At 68.0% G+C, this 13,587-nt stretch carries 14 protein-coding genes; 6 read left to right on the forward strand and 8 right to left on the reverse strand.

What is annotated here, in order from left to right; genetic code table 11:
• Positions 1-38 precede the first annotated feature (38 nt).
• Positions 39-410 (forward strand): hypothetical protein, encoded by a 372-nt coding sequence (locus tag AB0M24_RS28250; protein ID WP_363774198.1) that lies wholly within the window; start codon positions 39-41, stop codon positions 408-410.
• A 34-nt stretch (positions 411-444) separates the two neighbouring features.
• Here the strand turns inward: AB0M24_RS28250 and AB0M24_RS28255 are convergent, their stop codons facing one another.
• Complete coding sequence (locus tag AB0M24_RS28255) at positions 445-864, reverse strand: MarR family transcriptional regulator (RefSeq protein ID WP_363774555.1); 420 nt, start codon at positions 862-864, stop codon at positions 445-447.
• Positions 865-942: 78 nt separating this feature from the next.
• Between AB0M24_RS28255 and AB0M24_RS28260 the strand changes: the two genes are divergently transcribed.
• The gene (locus AB0M24_RS28260) at positions 943-1,926 is read left to right on the forward strand and encodes an aldo/keto reductase (protein ID WP_363774201.1); all 984 of its coding nucleotides are present in this window, start codon (positions 943-945) and stop codon (positions 1,924-1,926) included.
• Here AB0M24_RS28260 and AB0M24_RS28265 read toward each other — a convergent pair.
• Complete coding sequence (locus AB0M24_RS28265; protein WP_363774204.1) at positions 1,923-2,339, reverse strand: hypothetical protein; 417 nt, start codon at positions 2,337-2,339, stop codon at positions 1,923-1,925. The genes AB0M24_RS28260 and AB0M24_RS28265 overlap by 4 nt on opposite strands.
• A gap of 83 nt (positions 2,340-2,422) precedes the next feature.
• On the opposite strand from AB0M24_RS28265, the gene AB0M24_RS28270 reads away from it, so the two are divergent.
• Positions 2,423-2,800: a hypothetical protein gene (locus tag AB0M24_RS28270; RefSeq protein WP_363774207.1), complete on the forward strand. Its 378-nt coding sequence runs from the start codon at positions 2,423-2,425 to the stop codon at positions 2,798-2,800.
• Here the strand turns inward: AB0M24_RS28270 and AB0M24_RS28275 are convergent.
• Positions 2,790-4,301 (reverse strand): sodium:solute symporter family protein, encoded by a 1,512-nt coding sequence (locus AB0M24_RS28275; RefSeq protein WP_363774210.1) that lies wholly within the window; start codon positions 4,299-4,301, stop codon positions 2,790-2,792. The two genes, AB0M24_RS28270 and AB0M24_RS28275, sit on opposite strands and share 11 nt — an antisense overlap.
• A gap of 242 nt (positions 4,302-4,543) precedes the next feature.
• Between AB0M24_RS28275 and AB0M24_RS28280 the strand changes: the two genes are divergently transcribed.
• Positions 4,544-5,182 (forward strand): response regulator transcription factor, encoded by a 639-nt coding sequence (locus AB0M24_RS28280; RefSeq protein WP_363774213.1) that lies wholly within the window; start codon positions 4,544-4,546, stop codon positions 5,180-5,182.
• Here the strand turns inward: AB0M24_RS28280 and AB0M24_RS28285 are convergent.
• Positions 5,144-5,719 (reverse strand): TetR/AcrR family transcriptional regulator, encoded by a 576-nt coding sequence (locus AB0M24_RS28285; protein ID WP_363774216.1) that lies wholly within the window; start codon positions 5,717-5,719, stop codon positions 5,144-5,146. The genes AB0M24_RS28280 and AB0M24_RS28285 overlap by 39 nt on opposite strands.
• A gap of 81 nt (positions 5,720-5,800) precedes the next feature.
• Here AB0M24_RS28285 and AB0M24_RS28290 point away from each other — a divergent pair, with 81 nt between their 5' ends.
• Positions 5,801-6,844, forward strand: a complete 1,044-nt coding sequence (locus tag AB0M24_RS28290) for an NAD(P)/FAD-dependent oxidoreductase (RefSeq protein WP_363774219.1) — start codon at positions 5,801-5,803, stop codon at positions 6,842-6,844.
• Positions 6,845-7,320: 476 nt separating this feature from the next.
• Positions 7,321-9,153, forward strand: a complete 1,833-nt coding sequence (locus tag AB0M24_RS28295; protein ID WP_363774222.1) for an acyl-CoA dehydrogenase — start codon at positions 7,321-7,323, stop codon at positions 9,151-9,153.
• A 61-nt stretch (positions 9,154-9,214) separates the two neighbouring features.
• Here the strand turns inward: AB0M24_RS28295 and AB0M24_RS28300 are convergent, their stop codons facing one another.
• The 4 genes from AB0M24_RS28300 to AB0M24_RS28315 all read right to left on the reverse strand — a co-directional run bounded on the left by AB0M24_RS28300 (position 9,215) and on the right by AB0M24_RS28315 (position 13,571).
• Positions 9,215-10,255 (reverse strand): Cmx/CmrA family chloramphenicol efflux MFS transporter, encoded by a 1,041-nt coding sequence (locus tag AB0M24_RS28300; protein WP_363774225.1) that lies wholly within the window; start codon positions 10,253-10,255, stop codon positions 9,215-9,217.
• A gap of 123 nt (positions 10,256-10,378) precedes the next feature.
• On the reverse strand, positions 10,379-11,167 hold the full coding sequence (locus AB0M24_RS28305) for a DUF1206 domain-containing protein (protein WP_363774228.1): 789 nt from the start codon (positions 11,165-11,167) through the stop codon (positions 10,379-10,381).
• A 47-nt stretch (positions 11,168-11,214) separates the two neighbouring features.
• The gene (locus AB0M24_RS28310; protein WP_363774558.1) at positions 11,215-13,167 is read right to left on the reverse strand and encodes a VanW family protein; all 1,953 of its coding nucleotides are present in this window, start codon (positions 13,165-13,167) and stop codon (positions 11,215-11,217) included.
• A 110-nt stretch (positions 13,168-13,277) separates the two neighbouring features.
• The gene (locus AB0M24_RS28315) at positions 13,278-13,571 is read right to left on the reverse strand and encodes a co-chaperone GroES (protein ID WP_363774561.1); all 294 of its coding nucleotides are present in this window, start codon (positions 13,569-13,571) and stop codon (positions 13,278-13,280) included.
• Positions 13,572-13,587: the final 16 nt, after the last annotated feature.

Below are 13,587 nucleotides of genomic sequence, written 5' to 3' on the forward strand. Positions count from 1 at the left end.
CGGCTCGACCATTTGTCGACACAGGGAAGTGGAGCCTGATGAACATCGATATCGCGTTGAAAGAGGCCATGTCCATCTCCGGCGCTATCGGCGTGGCGTTGGTCGACTACGACAGCGGGATGTCGCTCGGCACCAGCGGCGGCGGTGACTGGCTCAACCTGGAGATCGCCGCGGCCGGCAACACAGAAGTCATCCGGTCCAAGCTCAGGGTGATCTCAGCGCTCGGCCTCAACGACAGCATCGAGGACATCCTGATCACGCTGCACCGCCAGTACCACCTGATCCGGCTGATGGGTGGCGTGAAGGCCAGGGGTTCGCTCTTCCTCTACCTGGTGCTGGAAAGAGAGGTCGCGAACCTCGCCATGGCCCGGCACCAGCTCAAGCGCATCGAGTCCGAGCTGACGATCTGAGCGGACGAGGGCCCAGGTCACCCTGGGCCCTCGTCTACGAGTCGATCATCAGGCGGAGCAGGTCGCGCAAGGCGTGCCGCTGGTCCGGATCGAGAGCGGCCAGAGGGTCGCTGGCGAAGCGCAGCCGCTCGCGGAGATCCTTCGCCGCCGCCTTGCCGGCATCCGTGGTGACCAGCAGCTTGATCCGCCGATCGCTCGGGTCGGGTTGCCGTTCGAGGAGCTCACGAGCCTGCAGCCGGTCCACCACGCTCGTCAGGTTGGACGGCTCGGTGCCGAGACGCTCGGCCACGCGCCGCATGGGCAGCGGCGCCTCCGCCAGCACCAGCAGCGCTTTGACCTGCTGCGGCGTCAGGCCGTGGTGGGCAGCGGCGGACTCGTACTCGCGGGTGTACCGGTCGGTGATCGACGCGAAGAGCGTGATCACCTCGGCGGACAAGGGATCTACGGCGGACATCACGCACCGGAGTCTACATGAACTAGTTCACAACCATCATGGTTGACCATAATGGTGATGAAGTATAAGTTTCTTCCCATGAAGAAGCGCGCACTGGGCACCAACGGACCCGCAGTCTCCGCCGTCGGCCTCGGCCTCATGGGCATGTCCGAGTTCTACGGAGCCACCAACGACACCGACTCCATCGCCACGATCCACCGCGCCCTGGACCTGGGCGTGAACCTGCTCGACACCGCCGACGTCTACGGCGCCGGCCACAACGAACAGCTGCTCGGTCGCGCCCTCGCCGGTCGTCGCCGCGACGAGGCCGTGGTCGCCACGAAGTTCGGCTCGCGAGTGGTCGACGGCACCTTCACCGTCGACTCCACCCCCGCCTACGCGAAGGAAGCCGTCGACGCCTCCCTCGCCCGCCTCGGCCTCGACCACATCGACGTCTACTACCTGCACCGCCGCGACCCGGAGGTGCCGATCGAGGACACCGTCGGCGCGCTGGCAGAGCTCGTCGCCGCGGGCAAGATCCGCCACATCGGCCTGTCCGAGGTCAACGCCGACACCCTCCGCCGCGCGCACGCCGTGCACCCGATCGCCGCGCTGCAGAGCGAGTACTCCCTCTGGGAGCGCAGCCTCGAGGCGAAGGTCCTGCCGACCACCCGCGAGCTCGGCATCACGGTGGTCCCGTACTCCCCGGTCGGCCGCGGCTTCCTCTCCGGCGCGATCACGGACGTCAGCACCCTCGCCGAGGACGACTACCGCCGCTACGACCCCCGCTTCCAGGGCGAGAACCTCCGCCAGAACCTGCGCCTCGCCGACCAGGTCCGCGCGGTGGCAGCAGACGCGGGCGTCACGCCCACCCAGCTCGCCCTCGCCTGGCTGCTGCACCAGGGCGACGACATCGTGCCGATCCCCGGCACCAAGCGGATCAGCTACCTGGAGGAGAACGCGGCGGCCGCCGACGTCGAGCTCACCGCCGACCAGCTCGCGCAGCTCGAGGCCGCACTGCCGCCCGGTGCCGCGGCGGGCCTGCGCTACCCGGAACAGCTGATGGGCCGCGTCGACAACTAGTCGACCGGCAGGCCCCACGGGCGGCGATCAAGCTCCACCCACCCGCCGCCCTGGGCCAGCGCAGCGCGCACACCCGCCACGTGCTGAGCGAACGAGGCGAGGTCGCCGTGCAGCAGTTCGGCACGTTCGACGTCCAACGGGTGCGTGTCGTCGTGCCACAGATCGACCGGGAACGACGCCACGAACGGCATGGACTGCAGCAGCTGCAGGAGAGCCACCGACGGCTCGGACGACTCGGCGAGGTAGTCCACCCGGATCGACTCGCACGCCGCCAGCAGGTCGCGGACTCCGCGGATGGCGTCGGCGGGGGTGCCGTCCCACGACGGGTCGGGGTACACGCGGTCGCTCAGCTCCAGCCACAGCCGCCAACCCGCGGCCAGTTCGGCGTCATCTGAAGGAAACCACGTACCCATGGCTTCCACTGTGCATGCGCCACCTCGCATGAGTCTCGTGACGATGACGCACGCCACGGCAACCATCGAGTGATGTGTGCGTCTTGAAGCGCATGCCGCAGATGTGGCAAGGGCGCACCGTGCTGCGGAGTCTCGCGGCCGGGCTCGGAACCGGCGTGCTGCTGACGTTGCTGGCCGTGCCGGCGCTCCAGTACGAGGTGGCCGACCACGCCAACCTGATCACTCGGGTGTGCGCCTACGGCTTCCTGCTAGTGCCCATCGCGGTGTTCACGGTCCTCAAGAGCTCGTTCCCGGTCACGCACACGACCGGGCTGGTGGCCGGTGCGACGGTGGTGCTGGCCTCGACGGCCACGACGTACACCGGTACGCCCATGCCCTACATATGGCTCGCGGCGGCGACCCTGTTCGGGTGCGCCGCCGCGAGGATCATGAAGAACGAACGGGCTGAAGTTACGCCTTGACCGCTTCCACGTCGGGGGCGTCGGACTTGAGCGAGTCGATCAGCGCGTCGCGCTCGGCCGACGGTTCCGGCTTCAGGAAGCCGATCGCCAGGTAGAGCACCAGGGAGACCAGCAGCGGGGTCGACACGATCAGCGCCTGCGAGACGGCGAAGTCCTTCAGGAACTGCTGCTCGACGTAGAGGAACACCCAGGTCGCGAGGCCACCGGCGGTCGACGACAGCGCTGCCGTCGGGCCGACCTTGCGGAACCACGGGAGCAGGCCGAGCATCAGCGGGATCGCGATAGGGCCCATCGTGGCCGCCACCAGGGCGATCACGACCTTGAGCACGAAGCCCTTGGTGTCCGCGGTCAGCGCGATGGTCATCGACAGGCCGATGAACGCGAACGTCGTGATGCGCGCCAGTTTCAGCTGCGCATCGGCCGTCATGTTCAGGGCGCCCTTCCAGAGTCGCGGAAGGATGTCACGGGTGATTACTGCGGTGATGACGTTGGCGTCGGAGGAGACCATCGCCATCGTGTGCGAGAAGAAGCCCGCGAGGACGAGGCCCACCATGCCGGCGGGGAGCATCGCCTTGCCCATCTCGACGTAGGCCTGCTCGGCGTTGGCCTCCATGCCCGGCACGATCAGCGGCGCCGCCCACATCGGGAAGAACAGGACGAGCGGCCACACCAGCCACAGGCCGGCGGACAGCAGGGCCGAGCGCTTCGCGGCGAAACCGGACGGGGCCGCCATGTAGCGCTGGGCCAGGTTCCACATGCCGCCGTTGTACTCGAGCGTCTTGATCAGGAAGAGCGCCATGAAGAACGTCAGGGTGTAGGGGCCGGTCAGCGGGTCGCTGTGGCTCTCGGGGAGCTTGTCCCAGATCGTCCACATGAAGTTGATGCCGCCGAAGTGCGAGGCGACCGCGAAGAACATCGCGAAGCCCGCGAGGCCCTGGATGATGAACTGGCCGAAGTCCGTGAGCGCGTCGGCCCAGAGGCCGCCCAGCACCGAGTAGACCATCGTGACGATGCCGACGAGCGCGATGCCCCACGGGATCGGGACGCCCGCGAAGCCCTGCAGCAGCAACGAGACGGCGACCCACTTGGCCGCGATGTCGACGACCTTCAGGCCCGCGCCCGCCCACGCCATGAGCTGCTGGGTCGGCACGTTGTAGCGGATGGACAGGTACTCGAGCGGCGACTTGACGTCGTGCTTCGCGCGCAGCCGGTTCCAGGCGGGCGCCCAGAGGAAGGCGCCGATGCCGACACCGAGACCGATCGTCAGCGACCACCAGATGTAGACCGTGAGGCCGAGCCGGTACGCCTCCGCCGCGAACGCGACGAACATGACGGCGCTGTACCCGGACATGTGGTGGGAGATGCCCGACAACCACCACGGCATCTTGCCGCCGGCTGTGAAGAAGTCGGCGATGTTCTTGATCCGCCCTCGGGACCAGAGCCCGATGCCGACCATGACCACGAAGTAACCGGCGACCACGATCCAGTCGAGGGTGCCCATGTGACCTCCTTGCGTGCACACACGTGTGCCCGCGAGAGCACCAGGCCTCATGGCGGCGGAACCTGGCACATCCGCACGGGATATGTGACGTAGGTCTTACGAGACTGTTGCCCCGTGATGGAAGACCTTCGACGGTCTTGAATCACATTCGTGACCCTTGTTCATCCACGTGAACCTGCTATTCCGCGTCACACGTCCAGGTGAACCACGTCTTCCCTCCAGAAGCACGAACGGAGGTGTTGATGCTCCCGCCAAGCCGGCCTGCCCCCGGCGTCGCGCTGATCGACCCCGTGCCCCTGTACCGCGAGGGCCTGTCCGCACTGGTCAAGCGGACTCCCGGCCTGCGCTGGCTCGGCTCGACGGGCGACCTGCACGCCGCCGTTCGCCTGCACGAACGACTGCGCCCCGACGTGCTCCTCGTCGACTCCGTGCTCGACCCGGTCGGCCACCTGGCCCGGCTGCTGGTCGAGCGAGACCCCGCGCTGCTGATCATCGGACTGGTCCGCGACGCGCACTCGCACGCCAACTACGTGACGTCCGCGTTAGAAGCAGGAGTCCGCGGCGTCGTGCCGCGCTCGGCCCAGCCCGAGCAGATCGTGCGGGTCATCGCCGAGACCTGCCGGTCCCGCGGTTACGTGCATCCCGACCTGCGGCCGCGCGACCGGCCGACGCTCACGCGGCGCGAGTACGAGGTGCTCACGCTGATCGCGGACGGCCTGGAGAACCAGCAGGTCGCCGACGAGCTGATCGTGTCCGTGGAGACCGTGCGCACCCACGTGAAGGGCATCCTCCGCAAGCTGAGCGCGCGCGACCGGACGCACGCGGTCTCGCTCGCCTACCGGTCAGGCCTGCTGATCGGCCGCCCAGCCGTGCTCGAGTAAGCCGAACACCTCGTCCGCCGCCCGTTCGCGGTCGGGCCTGTCGAAGATCACGTCCCGGGCGTCCAGCGCGAACCGGGCCAGTGCCGCGCACCTGACGTCGTCCGCGGGCGCGCCGACCTCCTGCGCGATGGCCCGCGCCAACGCGTCCTGGTGGCGCGTCCACATCCGGTGCCCGAACTCCCTCAACGCCGGCGTCTCCACCACCAGCCGCTGGAAGATCTCGAACTGCGGATGGTCGGCATGCCCCTTCGCCGCCCGCACGAAGTGGTCGCGCAGGGCCATCGGGATCGACCTGTCGCCCCGGTCGCGCACAGCCGCGACCAGAGCCGACTCCTGCTGCTCGTCCTCGTCGAACAGCAGCGACTCCTTGCTGGGGAAGTGCTTGAACAGGGTCGTGACCGACACGTCCGCCGTGTCGGCGATCTCCTTCACGCCCACGTCGTCGAAGCCGCGCTCCAGGAACAACCTCGTCGCCGCGTCGGAGATCGACTGACGGGTCTGCAGCTTCTTCCGCTCACGGCGGCCGAGCTCGGTCACCCGCACACCATACCACCTGAGTTGAGTCGGTTCAAAAGTGTAGTGGTTGCACTTTATGAGTCGATACGCTTTCATGAGTCCATGACCTCACCACGCGTCGCCATCGCCGGGGCCGGCCTCGGCGGCCTCACCTGTGCCCGCGTTCTCCAGCTGCACGGCTTCGAGAACGTCACCGTCTTCGAGCGGGAGAGCTCGCCGGAAGCCCGCCAGCAGGGCGGCACCATCGACCTGCACGCCGACAGCGGCCAGGAAGCCGTCCGCGCCGCCGGCCTGTTCGACGAGTGGCGCGCGCTCGCCCGCTTCGAGGGCCAGGAGCAGCGCAAGGTCGACCCGGTCACGGCCGAGCTGATCGAGCACGAGCCGCCTGAGGGCGACTTCCGCCCGGAGATCGACCGCGGCCAGCTCCGTCAGCTCCTGCTCGACTCGCTGAAGCCCGGAACCGTCAGCTGGGGCCTCGGCATCGACTCGGTGACGTCGGGTTCGGTCACGTTCCTGGACGGCTCGACCGCGGAGTTCGACCTGGTCATCGGCGCTGACGGAGCCTGGTCACGGGTGCGCCCGGCAGTCTCGCCCGCTCAGCCGCGCTACACCGGCGTGATGTTCGTCGAGACCCGGCACGACGACGACGCGGAGCTGCTCGACCTGACCGGCCAGGGCACGATGGTCGCCGACGACGAGGGCCTGATGCTGTGGGCCCAGCGCAACAGCGGCAATCACATTCGCGCGTACGCGTGCATGCGCGCGCGTGAGGATTGGAAGCCCTCCAACGCCGAACTGCGGGAGCTGTACGCGGACTGGCACCCGTCGTTGCGGCGGTTCCTCGAGGGCGAGCTGATCCACCGGCCGCTGTACGCGCTGCCTGTGCCCCACACGTGGGAGCACACGCCGGGCGTGACGTTGCTCGGCGACGCCGCCCACCTGATGCCTCCGCTGGGCGTCGGGGCCAACCTCGCGATGCAGGACGCGGCCGATCTGGCGCTCGCGATCGCGCGGGACGGTGTCCGAGACGGTGTGCGGGCCTACGAATCGGTCATGTTGCCGCGCGCGATCGATGCGCAGGAGCGCACGAACGAGGGACTGCTCGACATGGTTCCCGAACGCGCGAACGTGGCCGCTCTCGGATAGTCCGCGACCAGGCCGGAGCCGAGGTACTGCCGGATCTGGGCGCGGAACGGTGAGTCGTACCCGCCGGGCGTGTTGGTGCAGATCCGCTGCTACGACCAGACCGGTGCACCGCCGCACCGCCTCAGCGACGAACCCCGGTGAGTCCAGCAACTGCGCGGCGTCGCGGAGAACTTCCTGATCCCGCAGGAGGGACGCTTGCAGGGATACCCCAGGCCTCAATGTGCGCCGGCACCATCTGCACGACCCGACCAGCGCCGCTCGTACCCGCCATGTCGTCGCACCAGGTCGCACATGCCGCTCGGCCGGTGGGCGAAATCTGGCGGAACCAGCACTCATGTCCCTCTCAGGGGTCACGGAGGACTGTCTACTTCGCCACCAGTGGGTGGTCGCCCTTGCCGAGGTTACTGTCGAGTAATACTCTGTTGTTACCGGTCAGTAGGCGACCCCGCCGCGACCCTGAGGAGTGAGCTGACGAGATGGGCCACTACAAGAGCAACGTCCGGGATCTCGAATTCAACCTGTTCGAGGTCTTCAACGTGCAGGACCACCTCGGCAAGGGGCCGTTCGAGCAGTCCGACGAGGACACCGCGCGCGGCGTTCTGGCCGAGATGAAGACGCTGGCGGAGGGTCCCCTCGCGGACTCGTTCGCCGACGCCGACCGCAACCCGCCGAAGTACGACCCGACGACCTTCTCGGCCACGCTGCCGGAGTCGCTGAAGAAGTCGTACCAGGCGATCTGGGACGGCGAGTGGTACCGCATGTTCCTGCCAGAGGCGCTGGGCGGCTTCGGCACGCCGCCGTCGGTCGCGTGGGCCGCGTCGGAGATGATCCTGGGCGCCAACCCGCCGATCTACATGTACCTGGCGGGTCCGAGCTTCGCGACGGTCGTCTACAACAACGGCACCGACCGCGACAAGCACTGGGCTCAGCTGATGATCGACCGCGGCTGGGGCGCCACGATGGTGCTGACCGAGCCGGACGCCGGTTCGGACGTCGGCGCCGGTCGCACCAAGGCGATCAAGCAGGACGACGGCTCCTGGCACATCGAGGGCGTGAAGCGCTTCATCACGTCCGGTGACCAGGACCTGACCGAGAACATCATGCACATGGTGCTGGCTCGTCCCGAGGGCGACGGCATCGAGGCCAAGGCGGGCACCAAGGGCCTGTCACTGTTCCTCGTGCCGAAGTTCCACTTCGACCCGGAGTCCGGTGACCTGGGCGAGCGCAACGGCGCCTTCGTGACCAACGTCGAGCACAAGATGGGCATCAAGGCGTCCACCACGTGCGAGCTGACGTTCGGCCAGCACGGCGTTCCCGCCCAGGGCTGGCTGCTGGGCGAGGTGCACGACGGCATCGCGCAGATGTTCGACGTCATCGAGTACGCCCGCATGATGGTCGGCACCAAGGCCATCGCGACGCTGTCCACCGGCTACCTGAACGCGCTGTCCTACGCCAAGGAGCGCGTCCAGTCCGCCGACCTGACGCGCATGACGGACAAGACCGCCCCGCGCGTCACCATCACCAACCACCCGGACGTGCGCCGCAGCCTGATGCTGCAGAAGGCGTACGCCGAGGGCCTGCGCGCCGTGTACCTGTACACCGCGACGTTCCAGGACAAGGTGATGCTCGGCGGCGACGACGCGGAGCTCGCGGCCAAGGTCAACGACCTGCTGCTGCCGATCGTCAAGGGCGTCGGCTCCGAGCGCGCGTACGAGCAGCTGGCGCAGTCGCTGCAGACCCTGGGCGGCTCGGGCTTCCTGCAGGAGTACCCGATCGAGCAGTACATCCGGGACTCGAAGATCGACTCGCTGTACGAGGGCACCACGGCCATCCAGTCGCTGGACTTCTTCTTCCGGAAGATCATCCGCGACAAGGGCCAGGCGCTCGCGTTCATCAACGGCGAGATCCAGTCCTTCCTCGACAACGAGGGCGGCAACGGCCGGCTGAAGGAAGAGCGCGCGCTGCTCAAGCAGGGTCTCGAGGACCTGCAGGGCATGCTCGGCTCGCTGGTCGGCTTCCTGACCACCTCGCAGGAGGACGTCCGCAACCTCTACAAGGTCGGCCAGAACTCGGTCCGCCTGCTGATGACCGCGGGTGACGTGCTCGTCGGCTGGCTGCTGCTGCGCCAGGCCGAGGTCGCGCTGCAGAAGCTCGACGGTGCGTCCGCCAAGGACAAGGCGTTCTACGAGGGCAAGATCGCCGTGGCGTCGTTCTTCGCGAAGAACGTGCTGCCGGAGCTCACCGCCCGCCGCAAGATCGCGGAGTCCACGGACAACTCGCTGATGGACATCGACGAGAGCGCTTTCTAAAGCGCCGCAAGAACGACGGGGCCCTGCACCTCCTGCCCGAGGTGCGGGGCCCCGTTTCCAGTTACGGCGCCATGAGCATCGGCCCCACCACGGCACCGATGTTCAGCGCGGCCGTCGCGTACGAACCGGCCATCGTGGGCGCGCCCGTCGCGTGGTGCAGCACGCGGGCGATCAACGTGCTGCCGACCGCGAACGAGACCGCGCCCAGCACGAAGACCAGCAGCAGCAACAGAAACGGCTCGGTGCCGAGCACGTCGAGGCTCGCCCAGCCGACGAGCACCAGCGGCCCGCCGAACGCCACGACAGGCCGCGGCGACGAGTCGGCCAGCCTGCCGCCGACGGTGACGCCGACGAACGACCCGATCCCGAACAGCACCAGCGCGACCGGCACCCACCAGTCGCTCAGACCGGCGACGTCCGTGACGACCGGCGCGAGAAACGTGAAGTGGCCGAACGTCACCGCGTTCACCAGCACCGCGAGCACCATCACCAGTGCCAGCCGCGGCTTGCCGAGCTCAGCCAGCTCCGGTCGAAGGGCGGGCGTGGACACGCGGTCGCGGTTCGCCGGAATCCCTTTCAGGACACCGAACGCCGCCGGCAGGCACAGCAGGGCGACCGCGAGAAACGTTGCGCGCCAACCGAACGCGGTGCCGAGCACCGAACCGCCCGGCACGCCCGCAATAGTGGCCACGGTCGTTCCCGACAACAACACGGCGAGCGCACGGCCTCGTCGCTGCGGTGACACGAGCGCGGAGGCCGTTGTCAGTGCCACGGCGAGAAAACCGGCGTTCGCGAGTGCGGCGACGACCCTCGTGGCGAGCAGCACGCCGAAGTTCGCGGTGATCGCCCCGGTCACGTGCGCGGCCAGGAAGACGACGAGGAACCCGAACAGAGCCAGGCTTGACGACCAGGTGCGGGTGAGGACTGCCATCAGCGGTGCGCCGACCACCATGCCGGCAGCGAACGCCGAGGTGAGCAACCCGGCGGTGCCGACGGACACGCCGAAGTCGGCGGCGATGGCCGGCAGCAGACCGGCGAGCATGAACTCGGAGGTGCCCATGGCGAACGTGGCCAGGGCAAGCAGATACAGCGAAAGAGGCACGGAACGACTCCGGAGGCGAAGAGGTTTTCGGGGCTGACGGCTAGACCGCAGCCCCGGACCTGTTCGCCTCCGGACTCACCACGAGCAGCACGCTACTGAAACAGCACTGCCAGGCGCACGTCGTTATCCCTTGAGCACTCGCGCTGCCACGAAGCAGTAGACGCCGAACGCGGCGATGCCGACCGCCACAGCAGTGAGCAGATACGGGCCGTAAGGCTGTGCTGCCAACGTCTTCAGCGCCTTGTCCATGCCACCGGACTGCTCGGGGTCCGCGTAGATCGCGGCGAGTCCGATGAGGACACCGATCACGCCGTACGCCACACCCTTGCCGATCCAGCCGATCCTGCCCACCGGCTCGACCCACGACGGCGCGCGGCTCATGTCGAGGTCCTTCTCGAAGGACTTCTTGACACCCTTGTACGCGATGACACCCGCGATGACGATCACGCCGACCGCGATGCCGCCGACGAGAAGCTGGCCGCCGGGAAGGGCGAGGATCTGCGCGGTCAGCTCCTGCTGTTGCTGGTTCTGGTCGCCGGCGCTGCCACCCGTCGCGTACTTGAAGGCACCGAGCGCGATACCGGTCGCGGTGACGGCGCGGGCCGCGGACCCGATGCGCTTGGAGATCCGCTTCCGGCCCTTCTGCACGTAGGTGTAGCCCACGCACGCGAGAAGCAGCTGCCACAGCGCGAAGAAGACGAGACCGATCGCGAGCGTCCAGAGCACCCACGCGCCGGCCTGCGCGATGTCGCTGACCGCGCCTTTCGAGTCGGCCTGTTCGGAGTCGCCGAACGCGACCTGGACCGCGAGCCACGCCACCAGGACGTGCACGATCCCGTACAGCACCATGCCCGCCCGCCCCAACGTCTGGACGACCGGGTGTCTTCGCGCCTCATGCGCAACAGTGGCCACGAGCGGGTGAATACCCGCGCGTGGCCACTGTTGAACCAGAGGTTGTGTCAGCCGCCGGCGGGCGGCTCACAGATGATCTTGAACTGCGGGTCGTAGCGAACCGTGCGCGACTCGCTGCGCGACTGGCCGCTGCGGCGGTCCTTGATCGTGCGGGTGTCCGTCACGGAGAAGCCGGGGGCGCCGTTGCTCGGCGAGCACCCCTCCTTGCTGATCTTCTTCTCCTGCGGCTGGGTGGGGTTGAACTCGCCACTGGTGGAGCCGGTGACGTCGTAGTTCTTGGTGCCCCAGAGCCTGATCGTGATCGACGAGCCGGTCCAGATCGTCTGGATGGCGACGCCCGTGTCGTCCGGGTTCGTGAACGCGATGTCGATCAGGCTGTTGCCCGCGCCGTCCATGAACACGGTGGCCTCGCGGCCCTTCGGGTACCGCGTGATCCAGTAGCTGTGCTCCTTGTGGCCCGCATCCTTCATGCCCGCGTAGTAGCCGGCGTTGTAGAGCGTGGTCGCGAACTGGGAGATACCGCCACCGACCGCCTTGCCGGGGATGCCGTTCTCGATGATGCCGGCCTCGACGTAGCCCTGCGCGGTGCCGCGGGGGCCCGTGTACTTGTTGAGGCTGAACGTCTCGTGCGGCTTCACGATCGCGCCGTTGACCTTCTCGGCCACGACCCGGATGTTGACGCCCGAGGCAGCGGCGAAGCCACCGGTCTGGAACTCGCCGATGACCTCCTTGATGCCCATCTTGTTCGCCTGCTCGGTGGTGACCTTCGCGGGCGTGTGCTTGTACTCGAACTTGACCTCGCGGGCGTCCGTCTTCTTCACCGTGTCGAAGTACGGCTGGAGGTTCTTGTCCCAGTCGAGGTCGAGGCCGTCGACCGACTCCTTGACCGTCGGCTTGCCGCCCTCGAAGACGATCTCGGCGTCCTTGCCCTGCTTGACCGTGTCCTTGAGCTGCGGGCCGACCGCCTCGGCGAGCTTGTCCTTGTTCGGCTTGACGTTCAGCGCGCCGCCGTCGCCGGGCTCGAACGCCAGCGTGCCGGCGATCTGCTCGGGCGTCAGGGTCGCGTCCTTGCCCTCGCCCTTCACGACGACCGGGCCGGAGACCGCGGTCTTGACGACCTCGTTGAGCGCCTTCTCGACGCCCTCCTTGGTCGTCTTGACCGGGGTGAAGTCCATCGGGACCTCGACCGGGCTGCCGGACGCCCAGTTCGAGACGACCGCGCCGACGGCCTCCTCGGCCTTCAGCTTCTGGCCGTCGTGCGGCTCGACGGCGACCGGGCTGGCACCTTCGAACTTGATGGTGCCCTCGATCGGATCGTGCTCGAGCTTCGGCCGCAGGGCCTCCAGCGCGCCGCCGACCTTCTGGTCGTCGCCCTTCGTCGCCACACCGACCTCGCGGCTGGTGAAGAACGAGGTGACGCGCGTGACGGGGCTGAGCGGCTGGCTGCCCGCACGATCGATCGTGGCGTTCCAGTCGAGCTCCAGACCCGCTGCCTTCGGGTCGAGCTCGGCTGTGACGTCACCGGCCTTGAGCGCGACCGGCTTGCTCAGGCGCGGGCCGATCTCGTCGCGGAGCTTCTTCTCGGCGTCGCTGTGGCTCAGGCCGCCCACGTCGACGCCCGCCACCGTCACGCCGCGCGGCACGTTGCCGCTCGACACGAGGATGTCGAGGCCGTAGAGCAGGCCGAACGCGCCCACGACGGCCGCGGCCACGATGAGGGCCTTCTTCTTGCCGTTCTTCGGAGCTTCCTCGTCCTCGCCTGGCTCGATCATCACGGGCCCGTAGACACCGGAGTCCTCCGGTGCGGGCAGCGGCGCCACCGGCTGCATGTACTCGGTGGCGTCCTCACCTGCAGGAAAGCCGACGCCCGGCACGGCCGCGCTGATGGTCGGCTCGTTGTCCGGCTCCTCGGACGGCCACGCGTCGGTGGGCGCGGCGGCGCTCACGGGCGCGATCTTCGTCGTCTGCTCGGAGGCGGTGCCTCCGGGGACCGGCGGCATCGCTCTCGTCTTGTCAGCGTCGTACGGCACAGCTCTCCCCGTTGCCCTGTCTCTCCACTGAGGCGGCGTACACGTGTGTAGCTATCAGGCCAAAATCACGAACCGGCGGCTCACAGGTACAGACCAGTACCGTGCTCGGTGAGTTCGCTGGCAACTGCGTGCAGATCGCGTTCCCTCATCACGAGATACGTGGTGCCCTGCACCTCGACCTCAAGTTGATCTTCCGGGTTGATCAGAACCCGGTCGCCCGCCTTCACGTGCCGCACGCTCGTGCCCACTCCGAACACGCTGCCCCACGCCAACCGCTTGGCCACGCTGGCCGTGGCGGGGATCACGATGCCACCGCTGGATCGCCGCTCGCCGTCCTCCGGCGAGATGCGCACCATGACGCGGTCGTACAGCATCTGGATCTCGAGCTTG

This window comes from Lentzea sp. NPDC051838, assembly GCF_040681245.1.
GTDB lineage: Bacteria > Actinomycetota > Actinomycetes > Mycobacteriales > Pseudonocardiaceae > Lentzea.